At 50.4% G+C, this 22,234-nt stretch carries 21 protein-coding genes and 1 pseudogene; 12 read left to right on the top strand and 10 right to left on the bottom strand.

The window, feature by feature from the left end:
- Positions 1-3: 3 nt before the first annotated feature.
- The 4 genes from ACJ8W9_RS06245 to ACJ8W9_RS06230 form a co-directional block, all read right to left on the bottom strand.
- Complete coding sequence (locus tag ACJ8W9_RS06245; protein WP_411360653.1) at positions 4-1,947, bottom strand: hypothetical protein; 1,944 nt, start codon at positions 1,945-1,947, stop codon at positions 4-6.
- Entirely contained in the window at positions 1,944-2,150 is a 207-nt protein-coding gene (locus ACJ8W9_RS06240) for a hypothetical protein (RefSeq protein WP_411360652.1), read from the bottom strand. Before ACJ8W9_RS06240 ends, ACJ8W9_RS06245 begins: the two co-directional genes overlap by 4 nt.
- Before the next feature lie 292 nt (positions 2,151-2,442).
- Positions 2,443-3,084 carry a hypothetical protein gene (locus ACJ8W9_RS06235; protein WP_411360651.1) on the bottom strand — a complete coding sequence of 214 codons (642 nt, stop codon included), beginning with the start codon at positions 3,082-3,084 and terminating at the stop codon, positions 2,443-2,445.
- The gene (locus tag ACJ8W9_RS06230; protein ID WP_411360650.1) at positions 3,081-3,794 is read right to left on the bottom strand and encodes a hypothetical protein; all 714 of its coding nucleotides are present in this window, start codon (positions 3,792-3,794) and stop codon (positions 3,081-3,083) included. The genes ACJ8W9_RS06235 and ACJ8W9_RS06230 overlap by 4 nt, the downstream gene beginning before the upstream one ends.
- Before the next feature lie 101 nt (positions 3,795-3,895).
- Here ACJ8W9_RS06230 and ACJ8W9_RS06225 point away from each other — a divergent pair, with 101 nt between their 5' ends.
- The 3 genes from ACJ8W9_RS06225 (at position 3,896) to ACJ8W9_RS06215 (ending at position 6,194) form a co-directional block, all read left to right on the top strand.
- Positions 3,896-4,864: a hypothetical protein gene (locus ACJ8W9_RS06225; RefSeq protein ID WP_411360649.1), complete on the top strand. Its 969-nt coding sequence runs from the start codon at positions 3,896-3,898 to the stop codon at positions 4,862-4,864.
- A complete protein-coding gene (locus ACJ8W9_RS06220; protein WP_411359002.1) occupies positions 4,861-5,331 on the top strand; it encodes a hypothetical protein in 471 nt (156 codons plus the stop codon). The genes ACJ8W9_RS06225 and ACJ8W9_RS06220 overlap by 4 nt, the downstream gene beginning before the upstream one ends.
- 206 nt (positions 5,332-5,537) lie before the next feature.
- Positions 5,538-6,194: a hypothetical protein gene (locus tag ACJ8W9_RS06215; protein ID WP_411360648.1), complete on the top strand. Its 657-nt coding sequence runs from the start codon at positions 5,538-5,540 to the stop codon at positions 6,192-6,194.
- A 149-nt stretch (positions 6,195-6,343) separates the two neighbouring features.
- Here ACJ8W9_RS06215 and ACJ8W9_RS06210 read toward each other — a convergent pair whose 3' ends face one another.
- A complete protein-coding gene (locus ACJ8W9_RS06210) occupies positions 6,344-6,985 on the bottom strand; it encodes a porin family protein (RefSeq protein WP_411360647.1) in 642 nt (213 codons plus the stop codon).
- A 192-nt stretch (positions 6,986-7,177) separates the two neighbouring features.
- Here ACJ8W9_RS06210 and ACJ8W9_RS06205 point away from each other — a divergent pair, with 192 nt between their 5' ends.
- Together ACJ8W9_RS06205 and ACJ8W9_RS06200 are read left to right on the top strand one after the other, a co-directional pair.
- Entirely contained in the window at positions 7,178-8,515 is a 1,338-nt protein-coding gene (locus ACJ8W9_RS06205; protein WP_411360646.1) for a serine hydrolase domain-containing protein, read from the top strand.
- A 79-nt stretch (positions 8,516-8,594) separates the two neighbouring features.
- Positions 8,595-8,732: pseudogene (locus ACJ8W9_RS06200) on the top strand (UDP-glucose 4-epimerase GalE); the annotation flags it as partial.
- Between the two features lie 4 nt (positions 8,733-8,736).
- Here the strand turns inward: ACJ8W9_RS06200 and ACJ8W9_RS06195 are convergent.
- Complete coding sequence (locus ACJ8W9_RS06195) at positions 8,737-10,521, bottom strand: SLC13 family permease (RefSeq protein WP_411360645.1); 1,785 nt, start codon at positions 10,519-10,521, stop codon at positions 8,737-8,739.
- 225 nt (positions 10,522-10,746) lie between these two features.
- On the bottom strand, positions 10,747-11,721 hold the full coding sequence (locus tag ACJ8W9_RS06190) for a hypothetical protein (protein ID WP_411360644.1): 975 nt from the start codon (positions 11,719-11,721) through the stop codon (positions 10,747-10,749).
- 261 nt (positions 11,722-11,982) lie between these two features.
- On the opposite strand from ACJ8W9_RS06190, the gene ACJ8W9_RS06185 reads away from it, so the two are divergent.
- The 3 genes from ACJ8W9_RS06185 (at position 11,983) to csrA (ending at position 12,794) form a co-directional block, all read left to right on the top strand.
- Entirely contained in the window at positions 11,983-12,216 is a 234-nt protein-coding gene (locus ACJ8W9_RS06185; RefSeq protein ID WP_411360643.1) for a CopG family transcriptional regulator, read from the top strand.
- A complete protein-coding gene (locus ACJ8W9_RS06180; protein WP_411360642.1) occupies positions 12,203-12,469 on the top strand; it encodes a type II toxin-antitoxin system RelE family toxin in 267 nt (88 codons plus the stop codon). Before ACJ8W9_RS06185 ends, ACJ8W9_RS06180 begins: the two co-directional genes overlap by 14 nt.
- 127 nt (positions 12,470-12,596) lie before the next feature.
- On the top strand, positions 12,597-12,794 hold the full coding sequence (csrA, locus tag ACJ8W9_RS06175) for a carbon storage regulator CsrA (protein ID WP_411358994.1): 198 nt from the start codon (positions 12,597-12,599) through the stop codon (positions 12,792-12,794).
- A 34-nt stretch (positions 12,795-12,828) separates the two neighbouring features.
- On the opposite strand, the gene cysN is transcribed toward csrA, so the two are convergent.
- Together cysN and cysD are read right to left on the bottom strand one after the other, a co-directional pair.
- Positions 12,829-14,736, bottom strand: a complete 1,908-nt coding sequence (cysN, locus tag ACJ8W9_RS06170; protein ID WP_411360641.1) for a sulfate adenylyltransferase subunit CysN — start codon at positions 14,734-14,736, stop codon at positions 12,829-12,831.
- Between the two features lie 17 nt (positions 14,737-14,753).
- Positions 14,754-15,677 carry a sulfate adenylyltransferase subunit CysD gene (cysD, locus tag ACJ8W9_RS06165; RefSeq protein WP_411360943.1) on the bottom strand — a complete coding sequence of 308 codons (924 nt, stop codon included), beginning with the start codon at positions 15,675-15,677 and terminating at the stop codon, positions 14,754-14,756.
- 221 nt (positions 15,678-15,898) lie between these two features.
- Here cysD and ACJ8W9_RS06160 point away from each other — a divergent pair, with 221 nt between their 5' ends.
- Both ACJ8W9_RS06160 and ACJ8W9_RS06155 read left to right on the top strand, forming a co-directional pair.
- On the top strand, positions 15,899-16,282 hold the full coding sequence (locus ACJ8W9_RS06160; RefSeq protein ID WP_411358992.1) for a type II toxin-antitoxin system RelE/ParE family toxin: 384 nt from the start codon (positions 15,899-15,901) through the stop codon (positions 16,280-16,282).
- Entirely contained in the window at positions 16,260-16,607 is a 348-nt protein-coding gene (locus ACJ8W9_RS06155; RefSeq protein WP_411360640.1) for a hypothetical protein, read from the top strand. The genes ACJ8W9_RS06160 and ACJ8W9_RS06155 overlap by 23 nt, the downstream gene beginning before the upstream one ends.
- Positions 16,608-16,688: 81 nt before the next feature.
- Here the strand turns inward: ACJ8W9_RS06155 and cysQ are convergent, their stop codons facing one another.
- Complete coding sequence (gene cysQ, locus ACJ8W9_RS06150; protein ID WP_411360639.1) at positions 16,689-17,468, bottom strand: 3'(2'),5'-bisphosphate nucleotidase CysQ; 780 nt, start codon at positions 17,466-17,468, stop codon at positions 16,689-16,691.
- A 323-nt stretch (positions 17,469-17,791) separates the two neighbouring features.
- Between cysQ and ACJ8W9_RS06145 the strand changes: the two genes are divergently transcribed.
- Together ACJ8W9_RS06145 and ACJ8W9_RS06140 are read left to right on the top strand one after the other, a co-directional pair.
- Positions 17,792-20,692 carry an ExeM/NucH family extracellular endonuclease gene (locus tag ACJ8W9_RS06145; protein ID WP_411360638.1) on the top strand — a complete coding sequence of 967 codons (2,901 nt, stop codon included), beginning with the start codon at positions 17,792-17,794 and terminating at the stop codon, positions 20,690-20,692.
- Positions 20,693-21,035: 343 nt separating this feature from the next.
- Positions 21,036-22,232 (top strand): CaiB/BaiF CoA transferase family protein, encoded by a 1,197-nt coding sequence (locus ACJ8W9_RS06140; protein ID WP_411358988.1) that lies wholly within the window; start codon positions 21,036-21,038, stop codon positions 22,230-22,232.
- Positions 22,233-22,234: the final 2 nt, after the last annotated feature.

Below are 22,234 nucleotides of genomic sequence, written 5' to 3'. Positions count from 1 at the left end.
ACACTAATACCGCGATTGCAGGTACTCAACGATGTGATTTGCTTGCCAATAGTGAGCAACATGCTCGATACGTACCGTCCGTTTCTCAACCGGGTCAAGATAGCCTTGCTCTAAGTTGAGATCATTCTTAACAAGCCAATCGAAGATTTCCGCGTCATTCAGTTCGGCCGCAAAATGTCCGACGTGATAACCAGCGCCAGGGTGCTCGTGCAATAAGTTCGGGTCTGCAGCGTTATCTAACAGCATCTTGATGATGCTTTTTGACGCTACAATTTCTTCTTCACAAGCGATGCTTTTCAAATGCGCGAAATTATTTAAAGCATGCATAAGTGGTGTTCGAAATTGCTCCGATAGCCGTTGATTCGCATCCGCACCCAACGCTAACAGATGTTCTACAAAATCCGGACGGTTGCACTGAATGGCAAGTCCCAAGGGTGTAAGCTTCTGTTCATCAGTTCGTGTGCCGACAATTTCACTGATACGATACCGGTCTTTCTTGACCTTTTGCAGCAGTTTCAGAACAATCTCGGCGTCTGCTTCAGACCTCGTATCTAAATAGTTTTGTAGCGCTATGACAAGAGGTGAGTAACCACGCTCACTTATGGCAAAATCTAACCTAAAGGTTTGCGCCATGAGCGCTTGGAAGGTGTCATACTGACGATGTTGAATAGCTTGGGAGAGTTGTTCCAAGCTGAGTGCAGAATCGCCGATACGAGATTTACGTTTCGCGAGGTCAAACTTCAGCTCGTCAAAGCGAGCAATCAACATCTTCGGCCGCACTTTGCCGTAATCCACCTTCGCATTCGGAAATAGCTTTTTGCAATCCCGCTGCCATTGTTCAATTTCATACTGTTTTACGAAGTTAGGCAGTTGTTTGTGTGCCTCTTTGGGATACTCACTTACATGGTCATGGGGCTGCTCAAAGCCGAAAATGATACCTAAATTCTTGGCTTTTTTTAACAGCGGCGCATCGCCTTTCTTGCCTCGCATCGAACCGAGCAAGAGAGAAAAATGTGTTAACGCTTCTTGCTCCTCTGGACCGAAACAAATACTCAGCTCTAATAGTTCAGAACACGTCTTACACGCCTTCGTTATATCCCCGTTCTCGAAATCCTGTTTCGCCTGCCTCCATGTTTGCAGTAAATCATAGCCCCACAAACATAGCTTCTTTTCGTCATTGGTACGTGGTTGCTCGGGCGGTAAAAACAGTCGAAGATCACAGTTTGAATGACGCAATAGAATACCCTCGAACAGACACTCTGCAGGTGTCTTTTCTCTCGCTTCTTCGTTTTCTTTTTCTTTTGGCTTAAAAGAGTCGAGCAAGCGTGCGTGCAGCAGTATCGTGAAGAACCGTTGTTGATTTTCCTGCTTGAGTGTTGATGCTTCTTGCAGCAACTCCTTTATTTTTTCGAAGCTTGCAAGCTCTGTCGTTCGCCAACAACGTAATCGGTCAATAGCATCCTTGTCGAGCGAGGATTTGAATACTTGCCAAGCCGGGTCGTTTTTCACAGCATCTAAAGCAACCGCGGTTGCATGCCGTGAATTATTCTTACTCATCATCTGCTGCAGTGATGGAAGATAGTTCTCGCAGGTGTGGATATGACAAAGTGCATTGGTAAACTCAATTGCGTAAAGCTCCCCCCAAATGAATTCTTCAATTTCACGAGGTGTCATCGCGAAGAAAGATGTCTGCAAGAGTTTTTGTGCGAGGTTACTAATGCTCGACGATAGAATCTGCTTAAGCTCTCGAAGATAAGAGTCTGTCACCAACCCTTTAAGCTGATTGATGATAACCTCATCGATCAGGTGGTTGTATCGGTTGTAAGCAGTATGCAGGCTATCTAATTCATTGCGCTGCTTCTCTGTAAGCCGAAGGCCAAAGCCGTCAGCCCAAACTTTCAGAATCTTTAGTGGCGCGAATAAAGTGGTTTTGGGTGCTTGTTTCATGCTTGCTTCCTTTCTTGAGCGCGTTCTATGTCCTTTACGAAATTCATTGCTGCGCGCCAGTCACTCGGTGTTCCCGGAATTGTTTTAATGTGCCCACTCGGAGACACCAGCTTGTTGTGCTTCGTGCCTTTTTTAAAACACCAGCCACTTTTAATCAAACTATTTACTAACTTATTGATTCGTTTGTTATTGCTAAACTTCATGATTCCTCCTTGTGTCGGTGCCTTGCGGCACCGACATTGGCTTTGATTACTTCCGTGGAGGGTTGTTAGTGCGACCGCCACCTGACTTGCCGCCTGTCTTACTCGGCCAGCCAGCTTTACCCGCGTGATGGATTGAATCGTTCATAAATAATTCCTTTGTTAGTTGATTTGAATTTATTCACCCGTTGATTGGGCGAAGTTCATTGTTGACTAACAGCTATGGCTAATACGACGAGGTGCTGCGGGAAAAAATTTGAAATTCTTTTTTAGCGGCAGAGAGGGCTGCCCTTTTTTATAGCGGAAGCCGCAGCTGGCAAGGAGCGCGCGTTGTGGGAAGTCGGGGGTGGGTGAGCTGACGTAGCCAGCTTTTTGCGCTATGCCAAAATCGATATAAGCGCGGAAAACGGCGATGCCGAACGAGCCATTTGCGCGGAGCGTAAAGATTAATGACTTGTTCAATACCAACCCGGCTCGCAAGCGATGGGCAGCTGCGATGCCAAGAGCTGAGGTCTAGTTCTATGGTATCAACATTCAGGCTTTCAATAATCTCAATTTTTTGTCGATTAACGGCGTGCGTCACACGAATTTCAATAACGTATCTTCGTTGTCCGATATACCCAATCAGATCGGCCTTAACTTGTTTGTTCAGAGTAACTTCTACGTCCACATGATCAAACTTGATGACTTTGTTGTTCGGAAATACCAGCGAGCGGGATGCTTGAATGATCTCTTTTGCCGCCCGGTGTAGATCCGTCTCGCCATTGCTGCCGCCTGACTTGCGTCCTACCCTATGACGATAATGATGACGTTTGTGCTCTCCTTTAACGACACTCACAGATGACTTGCACAGCGCACATACATACCTAGTTGCTTTGGTTGCATCATCAACATGCGTGCGTTCTTGTCCTTGCTCCGTCAACGCGAAAACCATCATGACACTGGGTCTCGCATTGACAATAGCGGAGTTTGACAGACTTCGCACATGTGGGCGAGCGCGTGACTTTGCCAACGGCTGCCGCACCCCATACAGTTGTAGATAAACTGTTCTCGACTAGGGAAATCACATTTTTCTGGCGTTCTTCGCCAACGTTTGGCGGTCAATGACTCGCTAAAAAGACGAAGTAGAAGTTGCTGATACTCGTGTGGCTCCACGTTTTGGAAGTCGCACCGAAATTCGTTGAGTTGAATTTCTAAAATCGGATAACTTCTTGGAATTAAGGTTAACAGCTCGCCATGAAAAGGACGTAACTCATGCGTCAGTATGACAGCAATCTGAGTATCTTGGCTATAAACAACAAAATCAGCAGAGTACTCATCAAATTCGACATCGAGTTCAATGTCTTGAATATTTAGTGTCCGACTCTCGAATAGCGAGGCATAGGGCACCATTATGCAACTCAACTGATTGAGTATTTGCATGGTGCTGCCATAAAGTGATTCCGCGAATGCATGCAGACATCCCTCATCGTTGTCGCTGGCACGGTGTGCAAAATGCCAGTCTTGAAGGTCGCCCTTCTTCGCTACCACATCAGCGAAACAGGCGGGGCAAATGCAATCGCATTTTAGTCCTCGTTCAACTTGGGTCACATCAACCCAACGGCCGCTAGACTTTTGAATTGCGAATGGAATTAGCGAATAACTCATTGCATGCTCCTTAGGCTAATAAACGTCGTATTGACGTGGTTGAGATAACCAAGGAAACTCAATAAAAGTTAGCGAAAGACAGAGAATCACCGAGAATCTTTATGGAAAAACAAACAGTTAAAGTTGCGGCTCGTTGTGCCAAGGACTGGGTTGAGCATCTCGATAAAAGTAAAAAGCGACTTCAAGCGTTTCACCATTTGCTCAAAGAAATGAGTCGCCAGGTTCTGGATTCGGACGCAGCAGAATCAGATTTTACCTTGACTGACTTGGTTGATCGCCCTGAACAAGCCGAGAGTAATACCGCGCATGGTAAAGCATTCTCGAGTTTTGAAAAGAAACTCGCGGCGTTTTCCGATGCATTGCGTGAATTTGCAATCGACAATGATTTTGAGTTCATTCCCGCGGTTACCATAGATAAATCGCAACGTAATAATGTTGCTCATTTTAGTGGCGTTGCTGCCGCGCAGGAGGGAATTCGTGCCGCAAAAGACATCCCGGTGGGTGCAATACGTTATACCTTTGATGAAAAGCTTCAGTTGTGGCGAATATTTGGGTTTTTATCTGGGATGCGGTTGCGTCTTTGGCCTTTCGTCCTCTCTATGATTGCGATTTTCGCTCTTGCTCTTGGATACCTAGTGCTTGCGGTCTTTTTGTTGCTGTTGGCGCTTGATAAGCCTTCGGTATTCGCAGTTTTAGGAGTTTTCGCGAGTCTGTTCGTCGGTTACATAGGTTTTGGACTATTGCGATCTTACGATCGTTTCACTACCACGCGGATTGCCTTAGTTCCAGATGTTCTCGCCAGTATTTCCGCACCGCAGTCCGTGATGGTACTGAAGCCAAGCGATGATAGCGACCCGACCATTGAGGTGATTGCTGCAAGTGCACAGTGTCCCGTTTGCGATGGCGAAATACGGCTGCGCAAACCGCACTTTAATTGCTCGCATGAAGTGATTGGTGCGTGCCGCAATAATCCTACGGAGCATTGCTTCACCTTTGATCATGTTACGCGCTTGGGCTGGCCAATTTCGGTGACCGCGCGATGCCACAGTCACGGTGGAGAAAAAAAATGAACCCTCCTCGACTCCTTCATATTGCAGCTTTCTTCGATTCCTGTGCTTTTGATGGCGGCTCCCCGCAAGAGTCTGGTGCGGCGAAGAAAGTATTAGAATTATTAGAGCAGGAGAGCTCAGGTGTACAGTTAGTCCATTCTGTACTAAAGGAGATTGACTACCCTCGCACTCCCCAAAAAGTAAAAGCAGCTGCGTTGCAGTGCATACAATCTTTAGAGGTTCCATTGCAGGCCGAAGAAATACCCCACAAGAAGCGTATCGAAGCGATAATTGTTGGTAACGGTTCTCGTGAAAAAATGAAGAGCGACGCAGAGCATGTTTTCCTCGCCTTCCGGAACCACGCTAATTATTTCGTGACCGTCGATAATCGGTTACTGAAAAAGTCGACTGAAATTTATCGCTATACAGACTCACTTAAGATTGTGAGGCCATCTGAGTTACTTGATGTGATCGGTTGTCAGTTTTAGGCTGATCAAATTGATGCTCTCTTATTCGAAGCAGTCTGAGACGAGGCATTGACGTGTGCGCGAGAGTAAGTACGGGGTGGCGCGCATTGGGCTCGCTACTTGTTCCTGATTTTATCATCGCGGTGTACGCACAGTAGACCCGCAGTAGAACTAAGCCCCACATTACGGTAATTTAAGCAGAATCAACGCGTAATGAGGCGACAGGCGTGACAGAACAAGAAAAGCAAACTCCGAAACCTACGTTTATTGTCGACTTTTGGGAGACGGTCTTCCGTTGGCTTGGCAAAGTCTCGGTTTTTAATCTTATTCGCAAGATTTTCAAAGGCGCACGTACTGGGCGATTTGTCGATGCGTGGGCGTTGAGCCATGTGTTTTTGTCGGTGGCGGCGGTGCCGCTAGTGATTTATGTGCCGAGCGTGTGGGTCGGTGGAGTGATTGCAGGTTATGCATTTTTGCGGGTGTTTGAGGTGGTCGTTTATCAAATGAACGTGCTGCTGTTCGACGAATATCGCGCGAAAAAAGCAGGGCGTTCGTACGCTTTGCATGGCTACAGACGCATGATTTTGCTGTTAATGCAGAACTACTTCGAGATTATTTTTTGGTTCGCGGCGCAATACGCATTCTTTAGTCAGATTTTCGACTTTACCGTGCCAGGCTCCAACGAAAGCGTGTTTGGCGCGGTCTATACCAGTTTTGTAGTGATGACCAGCTTCGGCTTCTACAATGTGACGCCGCTAAGCGTGCTCGCTTACACCATCGTTATCGCCCAAGCCGTGATTGGCTTGTTTATGACGCTGCTGAGTTTGGCGCGCTTCATCGGCCTCATTCCTAACCCCGAAACCATGGACCAAACCGAAAAGTAGCCCGTACTTCTACTGCGGGGCAGCATGCATTTAAAGCACCTCCCACCCCCGCAGGAAGGGCTGCCCTTTTTAGGGGCTGCAGCCTTGACGAGCAAGGGCTGCGCGTTGTGGGGAGTGGGAGGTTGCTGCGTTAGTAATTAAGTGCAGATTTAGAAGTGATAAGCAGCACCAACGCCAAAGTAGCTGAGGTCGTCTTTGAAGCTTGCGTAGTTCGCACTTACACTGAATTTGTCGTTGATAAAGTAGCGACCTTCGATGCTGATTTCGCGATCGGTGGTGTCACTAATATCGATATGGCGCGCTTTCAAATCCACTTGGAACGCCGGAGTCAAAGCAGAGCGCACACCAACCGCTACGTTCCAGCCTGAATCGCTCTCATCGATGGTTTCAACACTGCCGTATGCAGCAACGGTTGCATCCAGTGCGATATTCGCAAAACCTGCTTCAACATACATGCTAGTTGTCTCTGTTGTTGGAAAGCGGTAGCCCACGTTCGCAAATGATAGGCTTAGGTCAGCTTCGGCATCGACCATGATGCCATTTATACGGTCTGAGTATTCGTCAGACGCAGTTATGTAATCAAAGCTGGAAAACCAGTTATCGCCAAACGATTTCTCAAGTTCGAACATGAAGCCGTCGACTTTCTCACCGTCAAAGTCAACTTTGGTGTAACTCAGCTCAGCATAGTCAAAGTTGGGCTTCTGAGAGGCTTGATCTTGCGCCTGAGCGGTAAATGGAATGGTAGAAAGTAAAGTTAGTGCAGGTAATGTCAGTTTTATTACAGAATTCATCAAACTATCCCTTATGTTTGAATTTTAAACACCTCATGTCAACACATTGTTGACGGCGCTAGTTTGCCATCGAGCTTGCGATTTGAGAAGTAGCAGATTGCAAAAAACTGTTTCAGCAGACTATGGCTAAATGTAGCTCGCAGCAGAACTACGGACTACACTCTAATCACGAGTCCTGTTGGGAGTGTGATAATGAAAGGGTCAACTTTTGCTGTTCGTATAGCACAGGTGAGCGCGGTTGCGCTGCTTGCCGCTGGTTCGGCTTTGGCCGCGAGTGATTCGCCACCGCCGGCTCCATCTTTGAGCGCCGATGCTTCAGATCCGCGTGTCATGGGCTGGATGCAAGGCTTTCCGCCGCCACCAGAGCAGCGCATCACGCAGCCGGATACAAACTTTTTTAGTTTTCCAAAGCTGCGTTGGTCGGTGTGTCATATGCGCGAATTGCTGCCGACCACGCGGGTGGCGACCGATCCCAAGTTGCTGCGCGAGCTAGACTATGCCCCCCGGGAAGATTTACAGCAGCTTCAGTACCAACCGCTTGGCAGTGACGAAACGCTGGGCTGGCAAGATTTTCTTGACGCCAATTATACTGATGGTCTTGCGATTATGCATCGCGGCAAGCTGGTGCATGTCAGCTATTCTGGCTGCTTGCGACCTGACGGTATGCACGCGGCGATGTCGATGACGAAATCCTTTACTGGGTTATTGGCTGAAATGCTCGTTGCTGAGGGGGCGATTGATGCGGCGCAACCGGTTGCTGAGGTTATTCCGGAATTAGCTACGAGCGCATTTGGTGATGCGACCGTGCGCCAGGTTATGGATATGACCACAGCGCTGCAGTATAGCGAGAACTATGCCGATCCGAACGCGGATATTTGGGTGTACTCGCGGGCAGCGAGTCCGTTGCCCAAACCTGCCGACTATGACGGGCCAAATGGCTATTTTGAGTACTTACAAACGGTGCAGAAAAATGGTGAGCACGGTGATGCCTTTGGCTATCGCACGGTCAATTCTGATGCTCTGGGCTGGATTATTGCACGCAGCACCGGCACACCGGTTAATGAATTATTAGCTGAGCGCATTTGGCAGCCGATGGGCAGTGCCTACGACGCCTACATGACCGTCGATGGTTTGGGAACGCCGTTTGCCGGTGGTGGACTTAGCGCCAATCTGCTCGATTTGGCGCGCTTCGGGCAGTTGTTACTCGATGACGGCGTTTATCAGGGTGAGCAAGTGATCCCGGCGAGCGCTATTGCATCGATACGTGCCGGTGGTGATCGTGAGGCCTTTGCCAAAGCTGGTTACAGCTCGCTACCCGGCGGCAGTTATCGCAGTATGTGGTGGGTCTTTCACAACGAGCACGGTGCCTACGCAGCGCGCGGGGTGCACGGGCAAACCATCTACATCGATCCGACGGCGCAAATGGTCATTGTGCGCTTTGCATCGCACCCCGTGGCGGGCAATGCTGCCAACGACCCAACGTCGTTGCCGGCCTACGCTGCTATCGCCAAGATACTCGAACAACCGTGAGAAAGTGCCACGGTTGTGCGAAGTCATGAGCGAGTTCGGTGTGAAGCGCATCGTGTTTTCGTCATCGGCTACGGTGTATGGCGACATTGCCCAATGTTACGCCGACCCAGCCTACGCCCTTGAGCGCCTCGGCTGGTGCGCCGAGCTCTCGCTCGACGCCATGCTGCGCGACACCTGGCGCTGGCAATCGCAAAACCCCGACGGCTATAACGCGTAATACATCACCACGCAAACACCCGCGGTATTAACCATAGCGCGGTTGCACTGTAAGCCAGCAGCACCAGCACGCCAATCCGCGCGAAGTCCTGAAAGCGGTAATTCCCCGCGTTCATTACCATGAGGTTGGTTTTGCGGCCAAAAGGGCTGATAAAGCTTGCTGAGGCGCCAAACGCAACCGCCATTACAAAAGGCATCATACTTACGCCTAAACTCTCGGCAATCCCCACCGCTATCGGAAACACAATCGCTGCCGCGGCGTTGTTGGTGACGATTTCTGTGATCAGCCACGTCATCACGAATACGCCGATCATCGCGGCCATTGGCGTTACGTTATGACCGGTTACGGTATCAAGTAACCACAACAAGGTATGGGTAACGTCGTTCGCCAACCCGGAGCTTACAAAAACACTTGCAATACACAGCGCGGAGCCAATGATTAACCAGATATCTACCGGTAAGCGACGACGAATATCTGCCGGTGACAGTACTTTAGTGGATAAAATGATAGCTAAATAGGTCAAAAGACCTGTAAATAAGGTCAAAAAACCCAATGCGGTGCTGAGTATGACACCGGCGAACCCCAATAGGGTGATGGCCTCTTGTTGGGCTGTCAGCGTGTGACTTAAACGCTGGTCTTCGAGTAGAAAGAAGTTACGCTCAAGGTTATGGTGCCGATAAAAGTCTTCAGTGGTGGCGAGCACTAAGCGATCACCGGCGCAGATTTTGACTTGTCCGAGTTTACCTGATAACCGCTCGCCACCCCGGCCTATGGCAACAACCGCAGCATCGAACAAATCTCGAAAGTTGGCTCCTTTAAGCGTCTGGCCGACGAGAGTGGAGGTTGGGCTCACGATGACTTCCGCTAGCTTGTTGTGCAGAAAGCCATTATGAGGCGCTGTCTCGTCGCTATCGTTAAGGGCTGAGTGAGCGAACATACTGACGCCAGGTAATTGACTGATCAGCTGTACCTGCTTGACGTCACCACAGAACACCAAACCGTCGTGCGCTAATAACACCGTATCGGGGGTGACCGGGGTAATGACCTGCTTTTCACCTGTAGTGGTTCTTCTTACCACCTCGATAAGGAACAAACCGTCGAGTGCGCGCAAGCCAGCTTGCTGCACGGTTTTCCCGACCAGTGACGAGTCGTCATTGACTTTGGCATCGATGAAGTAGTCTTGGCTGATCGTAAGCTCGCTGCCGCCTTTGGGGAGTAGGTAGGCTGCAAAACATACGGTCGTACCCGCCACCAGCAGCACGCCCAAACCCACGGGCAGAAAATCGAAAAAGCCGAAGCCCGGGTGACCGGTTTCCACCAAGAAGCTATTGACGACTAGGTTGGTAGAGGTGCCGATAAGCGTTAACACGCCACCTAAAATAGCAAAATAACTCAGCGGTATGAGTAAGCGCTGCGCTGGGTGTTCGCGGTTTTTGCGCACGCTCTGCATCAGCGCCGCAACGACGGCGGTATTATTTAACAAGGCTGAGGTAACACTGACCCAGCCCATCATTCTGAAAAGCGTAACTAACTGGCTTTTGTGCAGTAGCTTGCGGCTGACCCACTGCAGCGTGCGCGTGCGCTCAAGTGCCATTGAGCCCAACAGCAATAGCATCAAGGTCACGAGTGATTCATTGGCGTAATGATGAAGGAGTTCTTGGCTGCTGATCAGTGCTGGTAGGTAAAGTGCAAAAGCTGCTGCGACAAATAGCGTCGCAGGGCGAAACCTAGAGGCAATCAGCCCTGCGAAGAGTGTCAGAATAATCAGTCCTACATAGAGTTCAGCCATTCGCGCTTATTCTTCAAGCCTATCGTTATTAGGTGACGGTGTTGTTAGCGGGATGCTTCGGTTGTGGCGAGGGAAAATAACAAATATAAACATTTTTAGCAATAAATTGACAATCAGTTTGACCGTCAAATCGTTGCAGCGCGCATTCGGCGCAATAGCCGTTTCTGATTTTATCACCGCGGTGTACGCATAGTAGACCCGTGGTAGAACCACGGGCTACATCAGTTAACGGTCATCACCTCGGTACGACATATACAAGGCGTCGCGCAACAGGCGGGCTTCGATGCTGGTAATGATTTGCTCGTCATACAAGGCATACGAAACTTGTTTTTCGCAGTACGAAGGGCCGTTGTAGAGGGGGCGAAATCTACTAAATAAGTTTCGAGTTTCGGTTTCCACTGAGCAGGCCGCATAGCGATCCATAATGGAGCAGCCGTCACCATCTACATAATTCACCACACCTGAGTCGTACCAATCACGAAAAATAACCGTTTCTGCGAGATTGCTAGTGCCGCATAAATCAACATCGTCTAACACCCCATCAGCATCTGCGTCGGCTTGCAGCGTGTAAGTGCCAATCACATCCGCAGTTCCTTGAATCCGGAGCCCATCAAAAAGTGTTGCGTGCGTGATATCCACCCGTGCAGGGCTCACTAGTTCGGTCGTGAACAATCGTGGGAATGGACTAAAGGATTCGTGCAGCGCAGAACTTACCGCATCTACCTCAATTATCGTGGCTAACATCTGCTCGTTGACCAAGCTGCGCGCGTCTACAATGAGCTCATCGCTCAACATTTGCTCGGTTGATCCTCTTATTTGGAACGACCGATGATAACTGGTAGGCGAGTTAGCAGTGCTGCTATCAAATGGAGTGATAAGTCCGGTGTCGATAGGATTCCCTGACGCATCAAACAGCATAATTCGCACGACACGAATATTCCCCGAGTACTCTGCCAAGCTTAAAAATTCGTTAAAGTCAGAGTTGGTCATGGGTATCGAAGTGTCATATTCAACCTCTATGCGAAACCGTGCGACATCATCAAATTGTGGAAGTGGTGCAGGTTCGAGCGCCAAGCTCCACGCACTAATAAATGGTCCTTCGATAAAGTGCCCTAAATCTTGCGCTTTGCTAGATAGAGGACCCAGAGCAAACAACAAAGTCATTAACAGCCCGAGCGACATACTAAGTAACTTTTTCATCCGTGCATTCTCTTGTTTGGTTAAAAATTAATCAGTCCGTTTCTAGGTATAATCCATGGATCTTAATTGCACAACTTTTGCGAATCGATCATGTAGCCCGCAGTTCTACTGCGGGGAGGCGCACATTCGCCGCAATACCCGTTTGTGATTTTTCATCGAGGTGTACGCATAGTAGACCCGTAGTAGAACTACGGGCTACCTATTTAGCGGTTTAACGCTATAATGTCATGACGTCCTTCAGAGAATCGTACCGAGGTCATCATGAACGAATCTACCAAGCGCTCGACCATCTATTTTGATCCTCAGTTACACGCTGCATTGCGGCTGAAAGCTGCGCATACCGATCGCTCTGTGTCTGAGTTAGTAAACGATGCGGTGCGTGCTGCGTTAGCTGAAGATCAGGAAGATCTTGCCGCATTTGATGAACGTGTTGCCGAGCCAACGATGAGTTACGAAGCGCTACTGGCGGATTTGAAAGCGCATGGCAAAATATAAAATCGAATTCAAAAAGTCGGTGGCAAAAGACTTGCGCGCGATTCCCAACGACCAAGTTAAAATGATCCTCGACAAGATTTCGGCGCTCGCTGATGATCCTCGTCCTCCTGGTTGTGAGAAGCTCTCGGGTCAAGAACGCTATCGTATCCGCCAAGGGGCTTACCGCGTGGTGTATTCAATAAGCGATGGCCTTCTGCTCGTCACCGTCGTAAAGATTGCCCACCGCAAACACGTTTACCAACGCAAATCGTAGCCTGCAGTTCTACTGGGGGTGGCGCGCATTCGTCACAGTTGTGCGACAAGTCGGATTTCGTTGTAAGGCACTAGTAATTTACTGACGATTGAGTAATCTAAAGTTTTTTAGTCAGAGGACGACACTCATGCTTATTCTCTCACGCCGCGTTGGCGAAACTCTGATGATCGGCGACGACGTCAAAATCACTATTCTCAAAGTCTCCGGCAACCAAATTCGGATTGGCGTGGAAGCACCGAAAGACGTATCGGTGCATCGCGAAGAGGTGTATCAGCGGGTGTTGCAGGAGAAGCAAAGCGACGTAGACGCGGTGAATCCATCGTGAGGTACGCGAGGTAAACCCGTAGTAGAACTACGGGCTACAAATAGCCATGTTCGCGCAGGTAGGTGATGACGCGTTCGGCGGCGTCATCGACGCTTAATGCGGTAGTGTCGAGGGTGAGCTCAGGCGCCGTGGGCGCTTCGTAAGGCGAGCTGATGCCGGTGAAGTTGGCGATGTCGCCTTTGCGGGCGGCGGCATAGAGCCCTTTGACGTCGCGCAGCTCACACACGGCAAGCGGGGTATCGACGAAGATCTCCACAAATTCGCCGTCAGCTAAGCGCGAGCGCACAAATTCGCGGTTGGCGCGCAGTGGCGAGATAAAGGCGGTAAGCACGATTAAGCCGGCGTCGACCATCAGTTTGGCAACTTCGCCAATGCGCCGAATGTTCTCGATGCGATCGGCTTCGCTAAAGGTTAATCCGGCGTTGAGGCCATGGCGGACGTTGTCGCCATCAAGCAAGTAAGTATGTTTGTGCAGTGCCACTAAACGTTCTTCGACGGCATCGGCGATCGACGATTTGCCCGCGCCCGATAATCCCGTAAACCACAGCACCACCGGCTGTTGTTGTTTTAACAAAGCACGTTGCGTGCGGGTGACCGAGGTCGATTGCCAGGTCACCGGGCCGACGCGTGCAGTATCAACCGCTTCTTCAGCGTCGCTCAACGGTTGCGCCACCATACCTGCGGCAACTGTGGCATTGCTGAGCTTATCAATTAAAATAAAGGCGCCGGTAGCACGATTGCTTTGGTAGCGATCGAACACCAAGGGTTGCAGTGCTTGCACGTCGATCATGCCGATTTCATTCAAGCCCAGCTGGCTGTCATCGACTTCTTTCAAGCTGTTAATGTCGACCCGATAGCGCACTTTTTCGCACCATGCCGTAGCACTTTGCGTCCCCATTTTTAAGATGTATTCGCGGCGTGGCTGTAATGCTTCTTCATGCAGCCAGACGACTTTGGCTCTTAGGCGACGCGACATGTGCGGTAACGCATCTTTGTCGGTGATCATGTCGCCGCGACTGATATCAATTTCGTCATTCAGGGTCAGCGTCACCGCTTGCGGTGCTACTGCTTGCGCACATTCGCCATCGAAGGTTGCAATCGCTTTGATCGTGCTCACTTTGCCCGACGGCAACACCCGAATAGTGTCGCCTGGCTTCACCGTACCCGAGGCGATACTACCGGCATAGCCGCGGAACGAGGCATCGGGACGATTGACCCATTGCACGTTAAAGCGAAAATCATTGGCTTGTGCCTGTTGGATCTCGAGGGTTTCGAGGTATTGCATCAAGGTACGGCCGCGGAACCAGGGTGTGTGTGCACTCACATGCACCACATTGTCGCCATGCAAAGCGCTGATCGGCACAAAGTGAATGTCGGGAATATTCAACACCCCAGCTAGTTCAATGTACTGTTGCTGGATCTCTTTGTAGCGGGCTTGGCTGTAAGCCACCGCATCCATTTTATTGACGGCGACAATCACATGTTTGATGCCGAGCAAGCTGACAATAAAGCTGTGGCGCCGTGTCTGGGTTTGTACGCCTTTTTCCGCATCAATCAGGATAATCGCGAGGTCGCAGGTGCTGGCACCGGTTGCCATATTGCGCGTGTACTGCTCGTGGCCTGGGGTGTCGGCGATAATAAATTTGCGTTTGTCGGTGCTGAAATAGCGGTACGCGACATCAATGGTAATGCCTTGCTCGCGTTCGGCTTGCAGACCATCGACCAAGTCGGCGAGGTTGACGTCGGCGTCGCTATGCGATTTCTTCAGCGCGGCGAGCTGGTCTTCGTAAATGAGCTTGCTGTCGTGCAGCAGGCGGCCGATTAAGGTGCTCTTACCGTCGTCGACGCTGCCACAGGTAATGAAGCGCAGCAATTGTTTGCGCTCATGCTGCTTTAGGTATTCTTCAATGTTTTCAGCGATTAACGGTGATTGATGGCTCATGTAGCAAAACGGTACTGTTAAAAGTACCCCTCCATTTTCTTTTTCTCCATTGAGCCACTGCTGTCGTGGTCAATCACTCGACCTTGGCGCTCCGAGGTGGTGGCGAGCAGCATTTCTTGAATGATTTCGGGCAGTGTAGTTGCCGTTGACTCGATCGCTCCGGTCAGCGGATAGCAGCCTAATGTGCGAAAACGCACCATTTTGTGTTGCGGTTGTTCGCCGGGTTCGAGCGGCATGCGCTCGTCGTCCACCATGATCAAGGTGCCGTTGCGCTCCACCACCGGACGTTTGGCGGCAAAATACAACTGCGGGATCTCGATGCCTTCTTGGTAGATGTACTGCCAAATATCCAGCTCGGTCCAGTTGCTCAGCGGAAACACCCGCAGGCTCTGTTTGGGCTTGATGCGTGTGTTGTAAATATTCCACAGTTCGGGGCGCTGATTACGCGGGTCCCAGCGATGCTGCTCGTCACGAAAACTAAAAATGCGTTCTTTCGCGCGTGATTTTTCTTCATCCCGGCGGGCGCCGCCAAACACCGCATCGAACTGATGCTGATTCAGGGCTTGTTTGAGCGCTTGGGTTTTCATGATATCGGTGTGCACGGCGCTGCCATGCTCGAACGGATTAATGTTTTGTGCGAGGCCGTCGGGATTGGTGTGGGTGAGCAGCTTAAAACCGTGCTTCTGCGCCATGGCGTTGCGAAAGGCGATCATCTCTTGGAATTTCCAAGTGGTGTCGACATGCAGCAACGGAAACGGAATGCGTCCCGGCGCAAAGGCTTTGCGTGCCAAATGCAACATCACCGAACTATCTTTGCCGACCGAATACAGCATACCTGGATTCTGGCACTCGGCCACCACCTCGCGCATGATATGAATCGCTTCGGCTTCCAGTTGCTGCAAATGAGTCAGTCGCATCGCTTTATCATTGTTGTTATCGATGCCCCGATTGTAGCCTTATGTAGCCCGTACTTCTAGTACGGGGTAACGACCATTCGGCGCAACATTTTATGTCGTAGTAAAGTTCTCCTACATCAAAATAATCCTCCATTTATTGACAAAAAACCAATTAAAACAATGCTTAAAGTAAGTTTGAAATTGTTTAATTTGTAACACTCTTGAAAATAACATAAATGTTATTATAAAGTGCAAAAGGATTTAGCATGAATACAAGCCGAGCAATCAAGCGAACGGCAAAGGAATATGTGGCGAGCGATGGACGATCGCCATTTAACGAATGGCTTAGGGGACTGAGAGATGTTCGTGCTAAAGCAAAAGTCACCAAAGCTATCACCCAAATGGAAATCGGAAACTTCGGCGATCATAAAGTAATTAAGCAGGGTGGTGGTCTGTATGAAAGAAGAATTCATTTTGGCCCAGGCTATAGAATTTACTACGTGATAGAAGGTGATCGTCTCATCGTCCTATTTGCTGGTAGCGATAAGGCAAGCCAGAACAAAGTTATCGCGCTGGCGCGGCAATATCTAGACGACTACAAAACACGCAAATCAGAGGGTATCAAAAATGGCACTAACGAAGGAATTTAAAGAAACGGTTATGCAGCTATGTAAAGACCCAGAGTATCGCCGCGCTTTGTTGCTTGAGGCGCTCGAGTCGTACTTAGAAGACGATATTGCAGTTGGAAACGCACTACTGCGTGATTACTTAAATGGCACGCAAGCATTTGGTGATGTAGCTGCTGAACTGCAGATGAAAGAGTCAGGGCTGCGCCGCATGGTTGGCCCGCAAGGCAACGCCACAGCAAAGAAATTATTCGGCTTATTTAAGGTCTGTCAGCAACGCGAAGGCATTCGTTCAGCCGACGAATTTCTTATAACGCCTTATGTAGTCCGTACTTCTAGTACGGGGTAACGACCATTCGGCGCAATACCTTCTGCGACACCTCCCATTGCAATGTACGCATGCTGCCCCGTGGTAGAACCACGGGCTACGTCACTTCACCAAAAACCACGGGTTCAACAATGAGTCTTTTTGGTTATAGCGCAATGCTTCGCCATCGAGGGTCATGACTTCGGCGCCGGCGGCAACTGCAACCGCATGCGCTGCCGCTGTATCCCACTCACTCGTAGGGCCTAAACGCGGGTACAAGTGCGCTTTGCTTTCTGCCACCAAGCACAACTTCAGCGAACTCCCCATTGGCACCAGTTCATACGGCTTACCTAATCTGTCCAAATAAGCTTGCACATCCGGCGACGGATGCGAGCGCGATCCGACGACTTTCAGTGTCGGCGCAGCGCTATCTTGCCGCGCCGCAATTGACGCACCCGCTTTGTAAGCCCCAATTTCGCGTGCGCCGCTGTATATCGTCTGCAACGCAGGCGCCGCCACGACTCCAAGGAGGGGCTGCCCTTTGTGGATAAGTGCGATATTGACGGTGAACTCGTCGTTGCGCTTGATGAACTCTTTGGTGCCGTCGAGCGGGTCGATGAGCCAATAGGTTTGCCATTGTTGGCGCTCACGCCAAGGGATGTCTGCGGATTCTTCTGAAAGTTGCGGCAGCGCAGCGAGTTGTGCGTCACTGAGACGCTGCAAACCGGCGGTGATAATGTGATGCGCTGCCAAATCAGCCTCGGTCAGCGGGCTATCATCGCCCTTGGTCTGCACTTGAATGCGCGCAGCAAAATCGGGCGCCTGATAAATCTGCATGATCGCAGCGCCCGCAGCTTGGGCTATAGCTTCTACTTCCGCTAGCGTTTCACGACTCACTCGCATCGGTGTTCTCGGCAATGAATGTAGCCCGTAGTTCTACTACGGGTTCAGCTATCATTCAACACCGATGTAAAGCCGTTTTCCCGTGGTAGTAATTCCTGCGCAAATCGATTATAAAAAGGCAATCATTTTGTAACAATTGCCATGTATTCTAACGCACATTTCTACACACCACGGAAACATAAAAAATGAAATATATAATTGCTCTCGTGGGCTCGCTTTTATTGTCATGTAGTGCATTTGCACAGGACACTTTAGCGTATTGGGCTCAAAATAATAATGAACTCCCTACTGGTGGAAACGGCTTTACGATTTCGTCGTTTCCAATGCCAGCCGACGAAGGTGAAGGCCTTCTTTATCTCGAAAACTACAACCCAGATGCCGATGGCGACGGCGTGCTGAGCTATATCAAGAGCTTTGCCGGCACCACCAATAATCGCATTGGCGCGTATCCTTCAGGTGGCTCGTTGTCACCGCAGGGCGGCGCGGATACCAGCAATAACGGTATGAGCATCGTGTTCGAAGTGAACACCGAAGGCTACCAGCAAATCAACGTCAGCTGGGCGCAACGGGGCACCAGCACCGGCTTTAGCTCACGCGAATTTGCCTATTCAACCGACGGCAGCAGCTTCACCACGGTAAACGTCGATAGCGGTACCCTGAGTGGTTGGGAAACAGCAGCTTTTGATCTCACTGACGAAGCTGACGTGAATGACCAAGCTTCGGTTTATTTTCGCATCACCTTAGACGGTGCGACCTCAACCGCTGGCAACAACCGCTTCGACAACATCACGGTGACCGGCGTCAGCGACGAAGACGCAGCACGCATGACGGTTTATCGTGACGAGTTCAGCGAAGACCCGTACAAACAGGGTTGGACGCAAGTGAGCGTCAGCGGTACTGAATCATGGGACTGGAATGGCAGCTTTGATAACGTCAGTTTTGCGCCATTTATCGACGGTGCTTGCCGTGCCAATGACAGCTGGTTTATCTCGCCAGTGTTTGATTTCGATGCGCAAACTGCCGAGCAAGTTGCCGTTGAAGTTGCGCGTGGCTTCGGTGGTACCAATGGCCTCGAAATCTACTATTCAACGTCGTATCAAGGTGATGGCGTCATCAATCCAAGCGATTGGGTGTTGCTTGATACTTTGGTAAGCGATGACTTTACCAGTAATAACGTACCGACGCGCTTTGAAGGGCTGGCCAATGCCGCCGAACTCGAAGGGCAGGTGCATTTTGCGTTTCGTTACGCCTTCAATGACGGCAACTGCAGCACTTGGCGCGTCGCCGCGTTTGAAATCACTGCTGAAGCGCAAAATAATTTAGCTGAATTTGCCTGTGGCGCTCCGGCTAACCCAATCCATCAAGTGCAAGGTGCTGGTTTCCAAAGCCCAGTGCAAGGCGCTTATGTACAGGTTGAAGCGGTGGTCACGCAGAGCTTCCAAGACACCAGTAACGGTGGTCTCGGCGGTTTTTACTTGCAAGAATTGCAAGGCGACGGTAATCCGCTGACCTCGGAAGGTATTTTCGTTTATGACGGTGGTCAAGGTGATGCCGTACAGCCGGGCGATATCGTGCGTGTTGGTGGTTATGCGCAAGAGTATTTCGGCCAAACGCAACTTAGTGATATCGACGCAATGGCCTTATGTGGTAGCGCGCCAAATGCGGTGGCACCGGTCAGTTTCGAACTGCCAGTCACCGATTATCTGGCCTACGAAGCAGTAGAAGGGATGCTCACCACGTTGCCGCAACAGCTGACCGTTAGCGACGTATACAACGCCCTACGTTATGGTGAGATCACCGTATCGAACGGCCGTATTTTCCAACCCACGCAAGTTGCACGTCCGGGTGACGAAGCTGATGCGGTATTGGCGGCAAATGCACTGAATACGCTAGTGATCGATAACGCGCGTGGTGGCAGTTACCGTCAGCCGTACTTAATCGGTGCTGATGGTTTAACGCCGGCGGATGCCAGCAACCCTGTGCGCGCTGGCTATACCTTAGAGCCAGGCTTCACCGCGGTAATGGGCTATTCGTTTGGTGCCTATCGTTTGCGTTCATTGGAAACACCAGCGTTTGATAGCGAAGCGAACGAACGTCCACTGGTTGTGCCCTTTACTTATGGCAGCGACCGCGGTCCGCGCCGCCAGCGCTACACCGTGCCAAACTTGCGTGTGGCGAGCTTTAACGTTGAGAATTTATTCGCAACCTTAAGTGTGTCGGGTTCTGAGTGTGGTCCAAACGGCCTGAGCTGTCGTGGCGCCGAAACCAGCACTGAACGCGATCGTCAGTTCGCTAAAGTAGCGGCAGCGATTCTCGACATGGACGCTGATGTTATCGCCATTAATGAAATTGAAAATGACGCTGATGATGCGACCTTGGCGCTGCTAGTGGCTGAACTCAACGCGCAATCACGCAGCCCTGCGTGGCGACCTGAGTGGAGCTATATCGCCACCGGTTACTTAGGTACCGACGCCATTAAGCCGGCCTTTATTTATCGCAGCAGTCGGGTGATGCCGCGTGGTGACTATGCTGTACTTGATTCAAGTGTCGACCCTGAGTTTGATACCTCACGTCAACGTCCAGCCCTCGCGCAACGCTTCCATGCCTATAATAGTGGTGAATTTACCGCGGTTGCTGTGCATTTGCGTGCAAAAGGTTCGTGCCCATCGAGCTCAGACGTGAACGCCGACCAAGGTGATGGTCAAGGTTGTTGGAACCAGTGGCGTACAGATTCAGCCGCAGCTTTGGCGCGTTGGATCGAAACCAACCCGACGCAATCAAGCAACAACAGCTACTTGATTCTCGGCGATTTCAACGCATACGCGATGGAAGATCCGTTAGTTGTCTTGAGTGATGCTGGTTATACGAACCTCGAAGTTGCTTTTAATGGCGGCAACCCTGAGGTTTATAGCTATGTGTTCCAAGGCCAAGCAGGTAGCTTGGATCACGTATTCGCTTCGCCAGAAATGGCAACGCAAGTGTTGAACGCTGCTGCATGGCATATCAATGCTGACGAAATCCCAGCATTTGGTTTCCAAGAGCGTCTACCAAGCAGCTCGTGGTTCAAATCACCTGAGCTGTATCAAGCCGATGCGTTCCGTTCAAGCGATCATGATCCCATCGTGATTGACTTGCGCCTATCGCGCACCTGCGGCTTTGGCCTTAGCAATCGTCCATCGCACCCGCGTGGTCGACAATTACCACAACCGCGTTGTGCGTTCTAAAACTGACTGGCCCGTGGCGTTTGCCGCGGGCCAACCGTTTCACAATGAAACAAAAATAAATTCACTTTGAAACGTTTAATTGTTCAGCAAACTTCAATCTGTTCTTTCCTATCTCATCTGACCATAAAATAAATCCCAATAAATACAGTAATATAAAATTATTTACAGTGTAAAAACTAAACTTGGCACTCCTCTTGCTTAGTTTCTAGCCGACAGCGTTTCAGGTTCAAACAGCGCACCATTTCAAGATGAACCGTTGAAACGACATAAAAATACGATGAGTTGCAGCGAAGATGCGAATCATCACTAGAAACCGTCAAAGCAGAACAACAACGAGGACACCATGGCCAAGCCACTGGACACTATTCGGATCATCGATCTGACCCATATGTTGTCGGGGCCCTACGCAGGCATGCTGCTTGCTGATTTGGGTGCTGAATCGATCAAGGTTGAGCCGATTGCCGGCGAAGGTACGCGCAAATTACTTGCAACCGACCCAGCAAACTCCTACGACGGCATGGGTGCTTATTTCATTACCCTCAATCGCAATAAGAAAAGCATTTGCATCGATCTCAAGTCTGACGACGGCCTCAAGGTTTTCTACGACCTGGTGAAAGACGCCGACGTGGTGATTGATAACTTTTCTGCTGGGGTGCCAACCAAGCTCAAGATTGATCATGAGCATCTGGCAAAAATTAATCCGCAAATCATTACTTGCTCGATCACTGGCTTTGGCCAAGCGGGGCCTAACTTTCAGCGTCCGGCCTTTGACCAAGTGGTGCAGGGCATCGGTGGTGGCATGAGCATCACTGGCGAAGACGAGAAGCACCCAATGCGCGCCGGTATTCCGATTGGCGATTTGGGGGGCGGTATGTTTGCCGTGATGGGGATTTTGGCAGCGCTCAACGCGCGGCATGTGAAGGGCCACGGTCAGCACGTCGATATCTCCATGCTTGACTGTCAAATCAGCATGCTGAACTACATGGCGACCATGTATTTCTTAAGTGGTGATGATCCCAAGCCACTTGGCAACTCGCACTTTGTGCATGTGCCGTACGGGACTTTCCCGACCGGCGATGGCCATCTGATCATCGCGGTGATTTTTGACTCGTTCTGGGAAAATCTCACCCAAGTCTTCAACGACGAGCGCCTGAACGATCCAATTTACCTTACCCAGCCGGGACGTTTCGCTAACCGCGACCACATTAATAACACCATTGCCGAACTAACGATTCAGCAGCCCACCAGCTATTGGGTTGAGGCGCTGAGCAAAGCACGGATCCCGTGTGCGCCGGTCAACAAGTTCTCCGAAGCCTTAAGCGATCCGCAAGTGCTGTTTCGCAAAATGGTGGTGGACATTCCGCAAGCCGATGGCGGCTTTGTCAAAGCGCCGGGCAATCCGATCAAGCTGTCGATCGATAGCGACGACACCTACACTGCGCCACCGAAATTGGGTGAGCACACCGAAGATGTGCTGCGCAACCTTGGCTACAGCGAAGCGCAAATCGCTGAACTGAAAGCCCACAAGATTATCGGCTAACG

Source organism: Pseudidiomarina salilacus, assembly GCF_047323925.1.
Classification (GTDB): domain Bacteria; phylum Pseudomonadota; class Gammaproteobacteria; order Enterobacterales; family Alteromonadaceae; genus Pseudidiomarina; species Pseudidiomarina salilacus.
This window is presented reverse-complemented; position numbering and strand designations above follow the sequence as displayed.

Bases quoted from the DNA above. Each gene is read 5' to 3' on its own strand.
- ACJ8W9_RS06145 (WP_411360638.1), top strand. From the start codon at position 17,792: ATGCCAGCCGACGAAGGTGAAGGCCTTCTTTATCTCGAAAACTACAAC.
- ACJ8W9_RS06230 (WP_411360650.1), bottom strand. From the start codon at position 3,794: ATGAGTTATTCGCTAATTCCATTCGCAATTCAAAAGTCTAGCGGCCGT.
- ACJ8W9_RS06235 (WP_411360651.1), bottom strand. From the start codon at position 3,084: ATGATGGTTTTCGCGTTGACGGAGCAAGGACAAGAACGCACGCATGTT.
- ACJ8W9_RS06210 (WP_411360647.1), bottom strand. From the start codon at position 6,985: ATGAATTCTGTAATAAAACTGACATTACCTGCACTAACTTTACTTTCT.
- ACJ8W9_RS06160 (WP_411358992.1), top strand. From the start codon at position 15,899: ATGAATACAAGCCGAGCAATCAAGCGAACGGCAAAGGAATATGTGGCG.
- ACJ8W9_RS06245 (WP_411360653.1), bottom strand. From the start codon at position 1,947: ATGAAACAAGCACCCAAAACCACTTTATTCGCGCCACTAAAGATTCTG.
- ACJ8W9_RS06205 (WP_411360646.1), top strand. From the start codon at position 7,178: ATGAAAGGGTCAACTTTTGCTGTTCGTATAGCACAGGTGAGCGCGGTT.
- csrA (WP_411358994.1), top strand. From the start codon at position 12,597: ATGCTTATTCTCTCACGCCGCGTTGGCGAAACTCTGATGATCGGCGAC.
- cysN (WP_411360641.1), bottom strand. From the start codon at position 14,736: ATGAGCCATCAATCACCGTTAATCGCTGAAAACATTGAAGAATACCTA.
- ACJ8W9_RS06185 (WP_411360643.1), top strand. From the start codon at position 11,983: ATGAACGAATCTACCAAGCGCTCGACCATCTATTTTGATCCTCAGTTA.
- ACJ8W9_RS06140 (WP_411358988.1), top strand. From the start codon at position 21,036: ATGGCCAAGCCACTGGACACTATTCGGATCATCGATCTGACCCATATG.
- ACJ8W9_RS06225 (WP_411360649.1), top strand. From the start codon at position 3,896: ATGGAAAAACAAACAGTTAAAGTTGCGGCTCGTTGTGCCAAGGACTGG.
- ACJ8W9_RS06240 (WP_411360652.1), bottom strand. From the start codon at position 2,150: ATGAAGTTTAGCAATAACAAACGAATCAATAAGTTAGTAAATAGTTTG.
- ACJ8W9_RS06155 (WP_411360640.1), top strand. From the start codon at position 16,260: ATGGCACTAACGAAGGAATTTAAAGAAACGGTTATGCAGCTATGTAAA.
- ACJ8W9_RS06220 (WP_411359002.1), top strand. From the start codon at position 4,861: ATGAACCCTCCTCGACTCCTTCATATTGCAGCTTTCTTCGATTCCTGT.
- ACJ8W9_RS06190 (WP_411360644.1), bottom strand. From the start codon at position 11,721: ATGAAAAAGTTACTTAGTATGTCGCTCGGGCTGTTAATGACTTTGTTG.
- ACJ8W9_RS06180 (WP_411360642.1), top strand. From the start codon at position 12,203: ATGGCAAAATATAAAATCGAATTCAAAAAGTCGGTGGCAAAAGACTTG.
- ACJ8W9_RS06195 (WP_411360645.1), bottom strand. From the start codon at position 10,521: ATGGCTGAACTCTATGTAGGACTGATTATTCTGACACTCTTCGCAGGG.
- cysQ (WP_411360639.1), bottom strand. From the start codon at position 17,468: ATGCGAGTGAGTCGTGAAACGCTAGCGGAAGTAGAAGCTATAGCCCAA.